Source organism: Billgrantia sp. C5P2, from assembly GCF_051062895.2.
In genome coordinates, this window is record NZ_CM128542.1 from 1276520 (window position 1) to 1291141 (window position 14622).

Here is a 14622-nt window from a genome sequence, read left to right on the forward strand (position 1 = left end):
AGGAGAGAACCCAGTCGGGAGGGATCAGTCGTCATCGCTGATCAGTTTTTCAATGGGATAGTATTTTTTCACGACGGGCGACTTGATCACGATATAGCTGAAGTACTTGTCGATACCGATATTCTGCTCGAGCAGGTCCTCCATGACACTTTGGTAATGGACGACGTTGCGGGTAAGGAAGGTCAACTGGTAGTCGAATCCACCACTCACCAGATGACATTCGAGAACTTCATCCACTTTGCGTATATAGGACTCGAAGCGCGCAAAGTCTTCGAGCCGATGGTCGGAGAGCGTTAGCTGGGTGAAGACCCGCTGAACGCTGCCGAGCTTCTCGAGCTGTAAGTGGGCGCCATAGTCGATAATGTAACCGGCTTTTTCCAGGCGTTTGACACGAGTCAGGCAGGGGCTGGGGGAGAGTCCAACGGCGTCTGCCAAAGCGACATTCGATATACGACCGTTGCGCTGCAAATGACTCAGAATGCGTATGTCGAGGCGGTCCAGTTTGGGTGCGCCGATCATCCAGGGCTCCGGTGGGTTCGGTCTGTCGGTCCGGCAATGACAGAAAAATGCGACGCACCATTACCTGCGTGCGTCGCATGCGACTATCAGCGCAGGGCCTGGCGTACTTCGGGCTGGTCGAGCACCGCATTCAAGGTACGTTCGAGGCGTTCGAACAGTAAGTCGAAGTCATTACTTGTATAGCAAAGTGCGGGGGCAAAGCCAAGAACGTTATCGGCGAAAGCCCGCAGGATGATGCCGTTGCCATAGGCGGCTTCGAAGAGACGATCGGCCAATTTTAATGAAGGGTCGAAGCGCTCTTTGCTCTGCTTGTCGGCAACCAGTTCGAGGGCGCCAAGGAAGCCGCGACTGCGAGCATCGCCGACAAGGGGATGAGCGAGCATGGAGCGCAGACCTTCTTCGAACCGTGGTGCCAGGGCGATGCCGTTCGCTAGCAGGCCATCCTCATACAGGCGCAGCACCTCCAGGGCGACGGCGGCACTCACGGGATGGGCGGAGTAGGTATGGCCGTGTCCAATCGGGAATTCCGCCCCGCCGCCTTCGGCGATGCCCTGGTAGACGGCATCGCTCATCATCACGGCACCCATGGGGGCATAGCCGGCAGTCAAGCCCTTGGCCAGGGTCATCAGGTCCGGCGTGACGCCTTCGGCTTCGCAGGCGAACATCGGCCCCGTGCGACCGAAGCCGGTGATCACCTCGTCGACCACGAACAGTATGCCCAGCTCCTGGCAGCACTCCTGCATGGCTTTCAGCCAGCCCTTGGGCGGTACGATCACACCGCCGGAGCCCTGAATGGGTTCGCAGAAGAAGGCGGCTACACGATCGGCGCCGAGCTCCCCTACCTTGTCACGCAGTGCCGCCACGGACGCTTCGATGATGGCGGCGGGATCCGAACCGAGCGGGTTGCGGTAAGGGTAGGGCGAGGGGATGCGGTGCTGGTTGGGCAGCGGTAGATCGAAGTTGCGATGGAACACCGGCAGGGCGGTCAGCCCCGCGCCCTGGGACGAGGAGCCATGGTAGCCGCGCTCCAGGGTGACGAAATGCTTCTTCTCGCTTTTGCCCTGAGCGTTCCAGTAGTTGACGATGAAGCGGATCGCTGAATCCACCGCATCGGAGCCGCCCATGGTGAAATAGACGCGCTGCAGCGATGCCGGGGTCAATTCCACCAGCTTGGCGGCCAGTCGGATGGCCGGTTCGGAGCCGAAATGGAAATAGCCGGTAGCGTAGGGCAGCCGGCGCATCTGCTCCTCGGCGGCACGCACGATGCTCTCATGGCCGTAGCCGGTGTTGACGCACCAGAGGCCGGAGAAGGCATCGAGGAGCTCGCGACCGCTGCTGTCCTGCAGGTAGGCACCGCGGCCCGCCGTGAGTACCGTGACGCCGCGCTGTTCATGAGAGCGGTAGTTGACGACCGGATGGACGAGGTGATCGCGGTCCAGGGTGACGAGATTATCTGTGTGCATGGGTCTGTCCGCCGAATATCAAATGAACGTTGGGCCTGGTGCGAGCCGCGCCGTTCCGGCGCGGGTGTCGGCCTGCCAGTTATCCTCGGCGGTTGACACGGTGCACCCAGGACCATGATAGTCATCCGGCCGCAACGTTTTATTGCGACTATTCACTTCGCCAGAACCGATAGTTTCGTAATCGTCACTGTTTCGGAAGATGCTGTCGGCACCGTTCTGTCGCGGCCATTGAGCCGTTGCCACCCGTTGCTTCATGCGCTCCGCGCGGTGGCATACGAGCCGAACGGTCGAGTCTCTCGTTGCTGCGGCACGTCATGCCCAACTTGGCTTTCCGGTTGCGATCACAGTCAGTGGATATCCGCGTTGATCGAGTGGCCGGCGCAAGACGACCCGGCTGGAAAATTTCTCGATGCCGATGTCGTCTTCCAACAGCCGCTCCATGAGCGCCTGGAAATGCGCGATGTCCGGCGCCACGATTTTCAGAAGGTAATCGTAGCCGCCGCTGACGTTGTAGCATTCGACGATCTCGTCGTACTTGCCGGCCCCGGTTTCGAACTTGCGGAAGTCGTGCGGCCGATGGTTGCTGATGGTCACCTCGGAGAACACGATGACGTGGCTGCCCAACTTCTCCAGCGCGACGTCCGCGCCGTAGCCCCGGATGACACCGATCTCCTGCAGTCGCTTGGTACGGGCGAGGCATGGGCTCTCACTGAGGCCGACGGCCGCGGACAGGTCGACATTCGAGCAGCGTCCCTCGCGCTGAAGATGCACGAGAATCTTCATGTCGAACTGATCGAGGGAGGCTGCAGATCGCATGGTCGATTACCTTCGAGGCCGGCGCCGGTTACTGTGCTTGTGCCGCGAAGCCCAGCGCTTCGTCGAGCACTTCGATCACCATTCGGGCCTGTTCCGCTGACAGCACCAACGGCGGTCGAATCTTGAGCACATTGTGGCCCATTGCGCAGGCGCTCAACAGCACACCCTTGTCGCGCATGCGATTGACGACCCGGGTGGTGAGTTCACGGTCGGGTGCTCGCGTTGCGCGGTCCGCGACGAGTTCCACGCCGACGAACATGCCAACGCCGCGTACGTCGCCGATGGCCTCGTGCCGGCTGGCAAGCTCGACGATGCCGTCGCGCAGGAGCTTCCCGACCCTGGCGGCATGCTGTATCAGGCCTTCCTTTTCGATCGTATCCAGCACCGCCAGCGCCGCCGCACAGGACACGGTGTTACCGGCGAAGGTATTGAAGTACCTGGAGTTCTTGCCGAACTCCGCCAGCGCATCAGCGGTGGCCAGCAGTCCTGCGATGGGTTGTCCGTTGCCCATCGGCTTGCCCATGGTGACGATGTCCGGGGAGATGCCGTGACGCTGAAAGCCCCACATGTGCTCGCCCGTGCGGCCGAAGCCGGGCTGCACTTCGTCGGCAATGAACAGGCCGCCGGCCCGCTTGATGGCATCGACCGCGCCCTTCAGGAAGCCCGCGGGCTCGGGGAGGATGCCGTCGCTGGTGAAGACGGAATCGACCAAGAGCATTGCCGGCTTGATGCCGTGGCGCTGCAGGTCGGCGATTGCCGCCTCGACGTCGCGGGTAAAGCGCTCGGCGAGATCGACCCCTTCGGCATGATAGAGGCACGGTGCAGGGACCGTGCGCACGTGAGCGCCGAGATCGACCGTCGTACCGAGCGATGGTGAGAATTTCGACACCGCATCGGTGAAACCGTGGTAGGCGGTTTCGGTCACGATCACACCGGTGCCGCCGGTGCGGACCTGAGCGATGCGATAGGCGACATCGTTCGCCTCGCTGCCGGTACAGGTCAACATGAGATGGGCAAGCTCGGTCTCGGGCACGGTGGCGAGCAGGCGCTCGGCAAGTTCGAGAATCGTGTCGTGCAGGTAGCGGGTGTTGGTCGCGAGGACCTTCACCTGCTGGCAGATCGCCTCGGTAACCGCCGGGTGGCAGTGCCCGAGCGAGGCGACATTGTTGTAGATGTCGAGGTAGCGGCGACCTTCCGGATCGATCAGCCACACGCCTTCGCCGCGCACGATGTGCAGCGGATGTTCGTACATCAGTCGGTAGGCCGGGCCGAGCAAGGCATCGCGCCGCTCGATCATCGCCGCGGTGACGGGGCCCACGTCGACGCGACCGGGAATATAGGCGTTGACCATGTTGAGGTCAGTGGTGCTGTTCATCGGCTTTCTCCTTTTCGTACTTCGGCCAGCAAGCGGTCGCGCGCTTCATCGCGGGAAAGTGCGTTCATCATGGCCAGCGCCGCCCAGGACGCAGGATTGTGGCGCATGATGTAGTCGTGGTTCTCGGGATAGCGCTTGGCGCGCCATTCCGAAATCAATACGGTGATGAGGTGGCGTGTCGCCATGAGATCGGCAACGATCTCCTGCTCGATGTCGGTAAGCGGCAACGTCGCGTGATAGGCCCCGACGAACTGCGCCGCTCCCTCGAACGGGTCGGCATTGCCCGTGGTGTGGAAGGCTGCCGCCGTCGCGACCTCGCCGACCAGTGGCGCATGCAGCATGTCGCCGAAGTCGATGATTCCCACGATGCGCTCATGATCGTCGGGTGCGACCAGCACGTTGTAGAGGTGAAAATCGTTGTGGATGACCTGAGCCCGTACCGAGGCAAGGCGGGGCAGCACGTGGTCGGTGAAGCGCGTCATGAACGACTCGGCGAGCGCACGACGCGGGGCGTCCACGATGGCATCGAGCTTGTCGGCCAGCCGGTGCGCGGTGGAGACGTTCCACAGCAGGTCATGCGTTGCCCCAGGATGCGAGAAATCGCGCAGCGCGAGGTTCAATTCGGCGAGCATGGCCCCCATGGCTTGGCGCTGCGTAGCGGTCCGGGGAGTCTCGCGGATCTGGACGCCGTCGAGATAGGTCAGCATCCGCACGAAGGTCTCGACCCCGTCGGGCAAGGTCACCGTGTCGCGTGAACGTCCATCGAGGGTCCGCACGACGCGAGGCACCGGCTGGTCCGGCGCTACGCGGGCGATGTGGTCGAGTGCTGCGATCTGAAAATCGATGACCGAAACCGGCTCGGATGGATTGCTGATCTTGAAGACGTAACGCCTGCCGTCTGCGGTCTCTATACGACAATTCTGGTCACGCTCGCCCGCCAGTGATTTGACGCTGCCAGTGATACCGTAGAGACGGCAGACCAGGGCTTTCACCTCGTCTGGGGCCAGATTGGGCACCGCCGTGCTCAGTGCCGCTGTCGCAATCGCAAGATTCTCCACCATCACATACCTCGTTTCATCGTGGTGGTCTGGGGCAGGCATCCGGATTCAAGCAAGCCGGGAGGTTGGAGTCTTCCGGTCAACCTGAACGCGTATTCGAGTGCCTGGGCCCGTGTCGGTGTGTAAGCACTGACAAGTTTATGGCGGCCAGATCCAAGGCGATGCTTTATTGCCGCAAGACTCGAGCAGTTTCCTTTTCGATCTGAATCATGCGTGACATTTTCTGCGGCGTGCCTCTAATAGCCGCGAGTACGATCGACCAACCCCTTCAATGGAAGCCCTTCCCGGTGGCGGCGCAGGTTGTCGAGCACGGCCTCGGCAGATGTGTCCGGCTGCGTCATGCTGGCGATATGAGGGGTCAGCATGATGCGCGGGTGATGCCAAAAAGGGTGCCCTTCCGACAGTGGTTCGACGCTGCAGACGTCGAGAATTGCCGTCGAGAGATGGTTGTGATCCAGGGCATCCAGCAGGTCGTCTTCGACCAAGTGATCGCCGCGTCCCAGGTTGATCAATACGGCCCCTTGCGGCAACTGCCGGAACAGTTCCCGCGACAGGATGCCACGCGTCTCGTCGGTCAACGGCAGCAGGCAAACCAGGATCTCGGTGCGTGCAAGGAAGTCTGCCAACCCCTGCTCGCCGGAGAAGCATTCGATGCCGGGTAGGCTGCGCTCCGAGCGACTCCAGCCGGCGCATTGGAAACAGAAGTCGCGCAGCTTCTCGAGCACTGCCTGGCCCAGGACGCCCATGCCGAGCACCCCGACGCAGCGCGTGCTCGCCGTGCGTACCGGCATCGGCTTCCATATCTCCTCGCGCTGCTGGCTGGCATAGGCGAGCCAGTCACGGTGGGCAGCCAGCACGGCCAGCGTGGCATATTCGACCATGCCCGCGACCAGGCCGCTTTCTATCATTCGCACGACAGGAATGTGCTCCGGTATCCGAGACAGATCGAACTGGTCGACACCGGCTCCCACCGAAAACACCAGTTCCAGATTGGGAAAAGTCTGCGCGATGTCCTCTGGCGGCTGCCAGGCGGCGAGATAGCGCACCTGTCTTGGATCGCCGATGGAGGGCCAGATATGAAAGTCGATGTCTGGCTCACGTTCGGCGAACAGCTCGGCCCAACGTGCGCCGCGAACCGGTTCGGATTTGTAGAGAAAGCTCATTGGGACACCTTCCTTCCACGGGGCTGGATTAGAGGTAATGACACTTAACTCTGACAACATCGAACGACCAAGACTAGGACAATCTTGCCTGCCATTCGTATGCAAGCTTTGCCGGAGGCTCAGCGAATATTGGCGGCATGATGTGCCGTTAAGTGAGGAAAATTCCGTGGATCATGTAATGGATTGCGCTTAAAACGAGGCAGTCGTTAAGAGGTCGGGTGCTGTAATGATGTGGAGATTGGAGTGTTCCCGAGGAAGCGTGTCATTGCGACGAGACAGTTCGAGGTCCCCGGGGGCCAAGTAGGGCGCAACGACAGTCGTCAATAACAACGGCAATAAAAGAAGACACTTGGAGGCATGAGATGAAGAACAGGAACTTCCCCCATCATGACCAGCGGATCATGGCTGAGCTAGAGCGAGCAGCCGGCCAAGGGGCCGGCCACGGCATCTCGCGGCGCGATGTGCTGCGCGGCATGGCCGCCGGTACCGTGCTGGCCGCCACCGCCAGCGGCTTGATGACCGGCGCGTCGTCCGCCTTCGCCCAGACGCCCCAGCGCGGCGGGCGCATCAAGGTGGCGAGCGCGACCAGCTCGACCGCCGATACCCTCGATCCGGCCAAGGGCGGGAACTACACCGACTATTGCCGGCACTTCATGTTCTACAATGGCCTGACGACACTGGACGACACGCTGGTGCCGCAGATGTCGCTGGCGGAGTCGTTCGACACCGACGACGCCCAGTCCTGGGTCGTCAAGCTGCGCGGGGACGTCGTCTTCCACGATGGCCAGCCGTTCACCTCGGCCGACGTGGTCTACTCACTGAATCGCCACAAGGATCCTGAGACCGCCTCCAAGGCGCTCGCCGTGGCCCAACAGTTCGAGGAGGTCAAGGCCGCCGGGCCGCATGAAGTGCATATCCGGCTTGTCAGCCCCAACGCCGACCTGCCGGCGATCCTCGCCACCTCCCACTTCCTCATCGTGCGCGACGGCACCACCGACTTCAGCCTCGCCAACGGCACCGGACCCTTCGAATGCGCGGAGTTCCAGCCGGGGGTGCGCTCGATCGGGGTGCGCAACGACAGCTACTGGAAGCCGGGCCAGCCCTACCTCGACGAGATCGAGTTCTTTTCGATCCCGGACGAGGCCGCGCGCATCAATGCCCTGCTCGCCGGCGATGTCGATCTCATCAACCCGGTCAATCCGCGCTCGATTCCGCGTGTGCTGGACAGTGCCAATGCCTCGGTAATGGAAACCCCGACCGGCGGCTTCACCAACCTGGTGATGCGTGACGCCCTGGGGCCGGTCCAGAACCCGGACTTCGTGCTGGCGATGAAGTACCTGCTCGATCGCGAGCAGATCCAGCGGGTTGCCTTCCGTGGCTTCGGCGTTCTTGCCAACGACCAGCCGATCGCGCCCAACCACCGTTACTACTTCAACGAGCTGCCGCAGCGCGCGTACGACCCGGACCGGGCGAAGTATCATCTGGAGCGCTCCGGCATGGCGGGGAAGACGATTCCCCTGGTGGCCTCCGAAGCCGCCACCGGCTCGGTGGACATCGCCCAACTGCTGCAGCTTTCGGCGCAGCAGATCGGGCTCGGGCTCGAGCTTCGTCGGGTGCCGTCGGACGGCTACTGGTCCAACCACTGGATGAAGCATCCGCTGGGCTTCGGCGCCATCAGTGCCCGGCCGACCGCCGACCTGATGTTCAGCCTGTTCTACCACTCCGACGCCGCCACCAACGAATCGGGCTGGCGCAACGAACAGTTCGATCAGCTGCTGCTGGCGGCGCGCGGCGAGACCGACAACGCCAAGCGCCGGCAGATGTACGCCGACATGCAGGTGCTGGTGCACGAGCACGGCGGCATCGGCATCCCAATGTTCAGGAGCAGCATCGATGGCCACAACGCCAAGCTGAGAGGGCTCAGTCCTCACCCGATGGGTGGCCTGATGGGCTACATGTTCGCCGAGCACGTCTGGCTGGAAGCCTGAGGAGCGGGATGCCCGAGGGGTAGTGCATCCCGGTGAAACGCGAAACGCGAAACGTGAGAAGTGAGAAAGGAGAAGGGAGCGGCCACACTGGCCGCTCCCTTCTTATTTGCTGGTTTTATTACTAGAGCGCAGCTTATGCCGGGCGGTAAATCGCGTACACCTTCTTCACATCCTCGCGGCTTTCCCAGCTCCATACCGCCCCTTTCTCGACCAGGCAGATGTCGCCCTTGGTGAAGGTGCGCGTGGTGCCGCTCTGCTCCACGACCGTGACGGCCCCCGCCAGCAGGTGCATCAGTTCGTACTGCCGGGACTCCATGGCGCGACGGTAATAGGGAGTCGAGTCCCAGGTGCCGCACATGAATTCCTCGTCGACGGAGCGGTAGTCGGTATGGTTCCGGCAAGCGGGCGTCGGGCCGACCAGCAGTTCCGCCAAGGGGCTGCCGGAGGGCTCCAGGGCGGCCGCTTCGTCGATGGCGATCAGTCGGCCCTTTCCCGCACTTTCCCCTTTGTAGCGAATATAAAGGAGGGTGGCGGGGGCCGGGCAGTGCCAGTCGAAGCCGGCGCCGGCACTCAGCACCGCGCTGGCACTGTCGGCCAGCTCGAGGGTCTGGCCCTGCTGGTTCAGCGTCAGGCTGCCATCGCACAGGATGATGAACTCGTCGGCCGGCAGCTCGGCCACGCTGCCCGTGCCCGCTTCCAGCCGGATGGCACCGATCTCGACCGGGCCGGGGGGAATAGCCAGGGGGGTGCGATTCGCCAGGAAGGCATTCGTTTGGCCGTCGCCTTGGTTGGCCGGGGCGGCAACGGCCTCCCTGGCGAACTGGCGCAGGTCGATGATGGAAGGGTGGGTTGCCCGGCTGGAAGCCTGGCGCGGGTCAAGAGATTGCAGCATGAGAACCTCGGATCGATGATTGGTGGAAGCCACCGGTGGGTAGAGTTCGGTCATGATCAGCCGATTGACTCGGGATCAGCGGAGACTGGTCAGGGCAGCATGTCCTTCATTCGGTAGTACGCCCCTACAATGGGCAGGAACCAGGGTTTTCCCGTGTGCATGGGAACGGCTCGCCAGGACAGGCCCTCGAGCGGATTGGTGCCCTTGCGGCCCATGGCGATATCGGCGAGCACGCTGCCGATCAGGGTCGAGACCTGCGCGCCATGTCCCGAATAGCCCATGCCGTAGATCACCCCGTCGGCGGTGCCGGCGCGCGGATAGCGATCCTGGGTGCAGCCGACGAGACCGCCCCAGCAGTAGTCGATCTCGACGTCGGCAAGCTGCGGAAACACCTCGGCCATCTGCTTGCGCAGCAGTTGCCCGGAGCTGACGTCCGTTTTCTGGTTCGACGCCGACGAGAACCTTGCCCTGCCGCCGAACAGAACCCGGTTGTCCGGGGTGAGGCGGAAGTAGTTGGCGATGTTGAGCGAGTTCGTATAGTTGCGGTTGCCCGGCATGGTCGCCGCCACTTCTTCCGCGGTGAGCGGGCGCGTGACGATGATGAAGGAGGCGACCGGCATCATTCGCCGACGAAAATAGCCGAAGGTCTCCGAGGTGTAGGCGTCGGTTGCCAGGATGACCTGCCGGGCGACCAGGGAGCCGGTCGGCGTGGTCAGTCGCCAGCCCTGCGGTACCCGCTCGCGGGCGATGACGGGATTGTGCTCCCAGATGGTCGCACCATGGCGATGAGCGGCATGGGCCACGCCGACGGCGTATTGCCCCATGTGCATCATGGCGGATTTCGGCGACAGCACACCGCCGTGGAAAGCGTCCGATCCCAGCTCCCTGCGCACGTCCTCGCGCGACAGCCACTCCACCGTGGGATCGACCTCACGGCGGATCTCATCGCACATGGCCTGCAGCTTCTTCACATGGGAGGGCTTGGAGGCCAGCTTGAGCTTGCCGCCGCGGCGGAAGCCGCAGTCGATCTTCTCTTCGTCGATGATCGCTTCGATCATGTCGATCGAGTCGTCATAGGCTTGCCACAGGCGGCGTGCCTGGGCATCGCCGAAGCGGGCCTTGATGGCGCCGAAGCTGGCGAAATGACCGCTGTTGAGGTGCCCGCCGTTGCGTCCCGATGCGCCATAGCCGACATGTTCGGCCTCGAGCAGGGCGACCTTGAGGCCGGATTTTGCCAGCTGCCGGGCAGCATTGAGGCCAGTGAAGCCTGCGCCGATCACCGCTACCTCGAACTCCCCCGAGACGGGATCGGTTGCAGCCTTGTCGAACGGAGCCGAGGTATCGTGCCAATAGGAAACGAATTTCATTGCTGCATCTCCTGCGAGAAGTCGACATGGGTGAGCAGGGGGCGTACGGAGCCTGAGGCATGGCTGGCAGGCCAGGCGGATGGCCGCATCGACTCGGCTCATCGGCTTGCGCGCCACATTGCGATTCGGTCCTGCATTTCATAGCCCTGTATGACGGCCGGCATGAACCACGGGTTGCCACGATAGAACGGGATGAAGGCGGGCGGCCGGAAGTCGAAGGCCGAACAGGGGTGTTTGCTGCCTCGCAGCAGTTTGTGGGCTGCACGCGTACCGACCCACGGCGCCCAGACCACGCCCGAACCGCAGAAGCCGGTGGCGTAGAGCACGCCATCCTTCTCGAAGATGCGGGGTAGCATGTCGCGGTTCATCGCCACGTTGCCGAACCAGCTGTGCGAGAGGCACACGTTCTCGAGTTCGGGAAAGCGTGTCACCAGCCCCTTGCGCAGGCGCAGCGTCGGTGCCGCCGGGTCGCCGACCCGGGAGCTGTCGCGGCCGCCCAGCAGGATCCGCCTGCCGTCGGGCGAGGGGCGGTAATAGAAGCCCAACTGCAGGCCCTCGCCCATCATCATTCGCCTGGGCATCAGACCCGCCATCACCTCGGGGGCGAGTTCCTCGGTGGCGATGATGCGGCTGCGGACCGGCACCAGGCGACGGCGCAGGTAGGGCGCGGCGCCATCGGTATAGCCGTTGGTGCAGACCAGAACCTGCCGCGCCTGAACCGTTCCGGCCACGGTCGTGACGCGGAATCCAGAGCCGTCCCGCGCTATCGAGCTTACGGGTGTGTTCGAATGGATCGTCACTCCCGCAGCCAGGGCCACGCGCAACAGCTCGGCGTGGAGCTTGGCCGGGTTCAGTCCGCCGATGTCCATCCTGACCGTGCCGCCGCGATAGAAGTCGGTGCCGATATAGTTGCGCTGTTCGTCATGCGGAACGGCAAAGGACTCGATTCCCAGCCTCTTCGCCAGCGCCTCGGCGCCACGGGCCATGCTCTCGTACTGTTCATGGCCGATGGCACCGCGAAACAGGCCGCTGAGCTGGAAGTCGCAGTCGAGTCCTTCGACTTCGATGAAATCGTAGAGGAATTCGCGGGCGATCTTGCCTTCCGCCTCGATGGCCAGCGCCGTCTTTTCGCCGAAGCGGCGGCTGAGCGTGGCGTAGTCCGGGCGAATGCTGCCACTGGTGATGCCGCCGTTGCGCGATGAGGCGCCCTCGCCCGGACTCATGGCATCGAATACGGCAACAGCCCGTCCAGCCCGTGCCAGTGCAAGCCCCGCCGCAAGCCCGGCGTAGCCGGCGCCCACGATCAACACATCGAGTTCCTTGGCCAGCGGCTGCTGCGGCAGTGGTTTGACGGGTGCCGCTTCCCACCAAAAGGGAGTGCTCTGTTCGGCGATGTTGCGCTCGTGCATGGGAAGACCTCACGTCGAGTATCAGGCGAGGATTGATATCGAGAGTTTGCCGGGCCAGCGGCCCGTCATGATAAGAAGTATGGCGCTTTAGTCTTCTTTAGAGTCGCCGAAACTCGAGGGGTAGGCGGCAGGAAACACCGAAAACGGCGCCGATGTTGATATATCGATCCGCGCGCTATGCAAGAGGTCCTTGCGCTGTCATGGCATATTCATGCAGCACTATCGCCATTGTCTTGTACTGGTGTGGAGAAAAGGAGAGGAGGGGCATTATGCGCCACCTCCTCTTTGTGTTGACCGTGATGCGTGATGACGTTCCGGGATCAGCCCAGTGCCTGGTTGATGATGGAGAACTGCTGCAGGCCGGGAACCGGTACCGGTGCTTCGCCCTTGACCATGGCAACGACGGAATCGACCTGCAAGAGCCCAAGCTCCTGCAGCCAGGGGCTCAAGTGGCCGGAGTCGTGGACGTCGATACGGATGAAGGAGTCGACACGTGCCCCCATCCAATAGCTGATCATGGCCTTGGCCCGCTCGGCAGATGAGGCCACTACCGGTCCGATCACGTAGCCGTGACCGAAGCGCCGCATCAGTGCGAATCCGGTGAGCTCTCCCTGGCTGTCGAGCACCACGCCATCGGCGACCTGAAGCAGTTCGTTCAGCGCCGCTGCCCGGGGCATGCCGGTGCCGGCTGTCGCCAGCTCGATCAGCTTGGCGCGATCGTTCACGCCTGCCGGCCGTATGCGCTCTCCAGGCGGTGGCGCAACGATTTCGGGCTGAACGACGGTGCCCTGGTGTTGGTGGACCGTGCCGATGGGCTTGAAGCCGAGTCGCTCGTAAAGCGGCTGCCCCTCTGGAGTGGCGAGCAAGAGCGTATTGCGCTCGCCGATCAAGTCGAGTATCGATTCCATCAATACGCGCCCGATGCCTTTGCCCTGCGCCTCGGGCGAAACGATGATCATGCCGAGTGTTGCGTAGTCGCTGCCATGGCTCCAGCACATGGCAGTGCCGATGACTTCGCCGCTGCGCTCTGCGACGAAACCGTCGCCAAGACGAAGTACGAACTGCCAGTCTTCGTGTCGATGCGGCCAACGAACCGCCTGCGAGAGTCGATGGGCAGCAGGCAGGTCGCTCTCCTGTAGGCGTCGATAGGTAATGTCGGTATCAAGGTTCTTGACTGCCATAATAAGTTCCTCCATAGCTCCTTTTACTCTGGCGTCTGCGGATGGTCATTACTAGGATGTTCTTGCCGTTATGGAGGTGTGATTAGGTTGAGAGATGAATTCGGTAGCAATGTCCGAAGCCGGTGGCAGGAGCAGATGAAAGTACCGCCATTACCCAGGTTTTTGGCATGTTATTGATCTGGTCCTGCGCAGCAGAGTCAGGAGAGAGGAGGAGAGTGGGCGAGTGCGATCTGCGGTTTTTTGCACGGTAGCTCTAGGCATCCGGCATCCCGTGAGCGGCTAGCCCAGTGACTGGTTCACCAGCGCGAAAGTGCTGACCTCGGTGTCGGCCGCCTCGGGAGAAGGGTGGGTCATCACGGTCACCTTTTCATGTTCCTCCATTCCGCAGCGCTTGAGGAATTCGGTGAAATCGCCCTCGGATTGGGTGGTATCGACCCTGAGAAATCTTCCTGCATGCTTCGCCACATGAGGGGCGGTCAACGCGATGGCGTCGCTGGAATCCTTCGCGACGACCGGTCCTACGACATGGCCCCGACCGAACCTGCGGCACAGGGCAAAGCCGGCGATATGGCCCTCCCGCTCGAGCACCGTGCCGGTGGAGCGTCCGACCAGCTCTTCCAGGATGGCGGCTCTATCGGCGCCGAAGGCGGCCTGGTCGAGGCGGGCGATGTCGGTGAAATCCGTGGCTTTCAATGGGCGAACCCGGGTGTCGGCCGGCAGCGAAACCTCTCCCGGGTCGATGGCCGTGCCCTGGTGCTGATGCACGACGCTCACGGCCTTGAAGCCCAAGGCATGGGCGAGACGATAGGCGACCTGAGGAGCGATGATCTGAAGACGACGGCCGTGGCACTGCTGCATTACGTGATCCATCAGCCAGCCGCCACCACCCTGCGCCTGTAGCTGTGGCGTGGTGATGACCATGCCGATGGTGGCGAAATTGTTGCCCATCGGAAACCACATCGCCGAGCCGACGATTCGGCCGATCTTGTCGCAGCCGGCAAACCCCTTCCCAACCTTGAGCAGCAGGCGCCAATCGTCGGGCCGGTGCGGCCAACCGACACCGACCGACAGCTGGTGCAGCTTGGCAATATCGTCTTCCTGAAGGTCTCTCAGCGTCAGCTCATAGGTCTGCAGGCGCTTTGACGTCTTGTGGGACACCTGGCTCTCCGTCAGTGGCTTCCCTGGCAACTTTTGCAGTTTGGCAGCTGGCAAGGGCCATGGCTAGGACGTTCTTGCCGCACGGGGTGGCATGGATGTAGAGCCCGTTGGCTGACGAAGTGCCGCTTCGACGACATCTCGGCAAGAGGGATGGAGGCGTTACCGGCGTGGCTTCGGATGCGCGGCAGCATCTGCCGTAGGGCATGGGCAATGCCAACGATTGTATGTGCGGG

At 62.6% G+C, this 14622-nt stretch carries 12 protein-coding genes; 1 reads left to right on the forward strand and 11 read right to left on the reverse strand.

The genetic code is table 11. From position 1 onward, the window contains the following. Positions 1-24 precede the first annotated feature (24 nt). From ACRWQA_RS05970 to ACRWQA_RS05995, 6 genes are all read right to left on the reverse strand, one after another. Positions 25-519 carry an Lrp/AsnC family transcriptional regulator gene (locus ACRWQA_RS05970; protein WP_263580722.1) on the reverse strand — a complete coding sequence of 165 codons (495 nt, stop codon included), beginning with the start codon at positions 517-519 and terminating at the stop codon, positions 25-27. Between the two features lie 86 nt (positions 520-605). Then, positions 606-1982 (reverse strand): aspartate aminotransferase family protein, encoded by a 1377-nt coding sequence (locus ACRWQA_RS05975; protein ID WP_434232621.1) that lies wholly within the window; start codon positions 1980-1982, stop codon positions 606-608. Between the two features lie 312 nt (positions 1983-2294). Further along, the gene (locus ACRWQA_RS05980; protein WP_263580720.1) at positions 2295-2798 is read right to left on the reverse strand and encodes an Lrp/AsnC family transcriptional regulator; all 504 of its coding nucleotides are present in this window, start codon (positions 2796-2798) and stop codon (positions 2295-2297) included. A 28-nt stretch (positions 2799-2826) separates the two neighbouring features. Further along, positions 2827-4173: an aspartate aminotransferase family protein gene (locus tag ACRWQA_RS05985; RefSeq protein ID WP_446326258.1), complete on the reverse strand. Its 1347-nt coding sequence runs from the start codon at positions 4171-4173 to the stop codon at positions 2827-2829. Beyond that, positions 4170-5234, reverse strand: a complete 1065-nt coding sequence (locus tag ACRWQA_RS05990; RefSeq protein ID WP_411794700.1) for a phosphotransferase — start codon at positions 5232-5234, stop codon at positions 4170-4172. The genes ACRWQA_RS05985 and ACRWQA_RS05990 overlap by 4 nt, the downstream gene beginning before the upstream one ends. 233 nt (positions 5235-5467) lie before the next feature. Further along, a complete protein-coding gene (locus ACRWQA_RS05995; RefSeq protein ID WP_434231942.1) occupies positions 5468-6394 on the reverse strand; it encodes a 2-hydroxyacid dehydrogenase in 927 nt (308 codons plus the stop codon). A gap of 362 nt (positions 6395-6756) precedes the next feature. On the opposite strand from ACRWQA_RS05995, the gene ACRWQA_RS06000 reads away from it, so the two are divergent. Beyond that, entirely contained in the window at positions 6757-8382 is a 1626-nt protein-coding gene (locus ACRWQA_RS06000; RefSeq protein WP_434231939.1) for an ABC transporter substrate-binding protein, read from the forward strand. A 133-nt stretch (positions 8383-8515) separates the two neighbouring features. Here the strand turns inward: ACRWQA_RS06000 and ACRWQA_RS06005 are convergent, their stop codons facing one another. The 5 genes from ACRWQA_RS06005 to ACRWQA_RS06025 all read right to left on the reverse strand — a co-directional run bounded on the left by ACRWQA_RS06005 (position 8516) and on the right by ACRWQA_RS06025 (position 14389). Then, positions 8516-9274 carry a cupin domain-containing protein gene (locus ACRWQA_RS06005; protein WP_263580715.1) on the reverse strand — a complete coding sequence of 253 codons (759 nt, stop codon included), beginning with the start codon at positions 9272-9274 and terminating at the stop codon, positions 8516-8518. Positions 9275-9363: 89 nt separating this feature from the next. Next, the gene (locus tag ACRWQA_RS06010; protein WP_263580714.1) at positions 9364-10641 is read right to left on the reverse strand and encodes an NAD(P)/FAD-dependent oxidoreductase; all 1278 of its coding nucleotides are present in this window, start codon (positions 10639-10641) and stop codon (positions 9364-9366) included. Positions 10642-10739: 98 nt separating this feature from the next. Next, entirely contained in the window at positions 10740-12050 is a 1311-nt protein-coding gene (locus ACRWQA_RS06015; RefSeq protein ID WP_434231936.1) for an NAD(P)/FAD-dependent oxidoreductase, read from the reverse strand. A gap of 320 nt (positions 12051-12370) precedes the next feature. Beyond that, positions 12371-13231: a GNAT family N-acetyltransferase gene (locus ACRWQA_RS06020; RefSeq protein ID WP_434231934.1), complete on the reverse strand. Its 861-nt coding sequence runs from the start codon at positions 13229-13231 to the stop codon at positions 12371-12373. A 279-nt stretch (positions 13232-13510) separates the two neighbouring features. Then, the gene (locus ACRWQA_RS06025) at positions 13511-14389 is read right to left on the reverse strand and encodes a GNAT family N-acetyltransferase (protein ID WP_434231932.1); all 879 of its coding nucleotides are present in this window, start codon (positions 14387-14389) and stop codon (positions 13511-13513) included. Between the last annotated feature and the right edge of the window lie 233 nt (positions 14390-14622).

Coding starts and splice junctions, on each gene's coding strand:
- ACRWQA_RS06020 (WP_434231934.1), bottom strand. CDS start 13,231: ATGGCAGTCAAGAACCTTGATACCGACATTACCTATCGACGCCTACAG.
- ACRWQA_RS05975 (WP_434232621.1), bottom strand. CDS start 1,982: ATGCACACAGATAATCTCGTCACCCTGGACCGCGATCACCTCGTCCAT.
- ACRWQA_RS05980 (WP_263580720.1), bottom strand. CDS start 2,798: ATGCGATCTGCAGCCTCCCTCGATCAGTTCGACATGAAGATTCTCGTG.
- ACRWQA_RS06010 (WP_263580714.1), bottom strand. CDS start 10,641: ATGAAATTCGTTTCCTATTGGCACGATACCTCGGCTCCGTTCGACAAG.
- ACRWQA_RS05990 (WP_411794700.1), bottom strand. CDS start 5,234: ATGGTGGAGAATCTTGCGATTGCGACAGCGGCACTGAGCACGGCGGTG.
- ACRWQA_RS06015 (WP_434231936.1), bottom strand. CDS start 12,050: ATGCACGAGCGCAACATCGCCGAACAGAGCACTCCCTTTTGGTGGGAA.
- ACRWQA_RS05970 (WP_263580722.1), bottom strand. CDS start 519: ATGATCGGCGCACCCAAACTGGACCGCCTCGACATACGCATTCTGAGT.
- ACRWQA_RS06000 (WP_434231939.1), top strand. CDS start 6,757: ATGAAGAACAGGAACTTCCCCCATCATGACCAGCGGATCATGGCTGAG.
- ACRWQA_RS06005 (WP_263580715.1), bottom strand. CDS start 9,274: ATGCTGCAATCTCTTGACCCGCGCCAGGCTTCCAGCCGGGCAACCCAC.
- ACRWQA_RS05985 (WP_446326258.1), bottom strand. CDS start 4,173: ATGAACAGCACCACTGACCTCAACATGGTCAACGCCTATATTCCCGGT.
- ACRWQA_RS05995 (WP_434231942.1), bottom strand. CDS start 6,394: ATGAGCTTTCTCTACAAATCCGAACCGGTTCGCGGCGCACGTTGGGCC.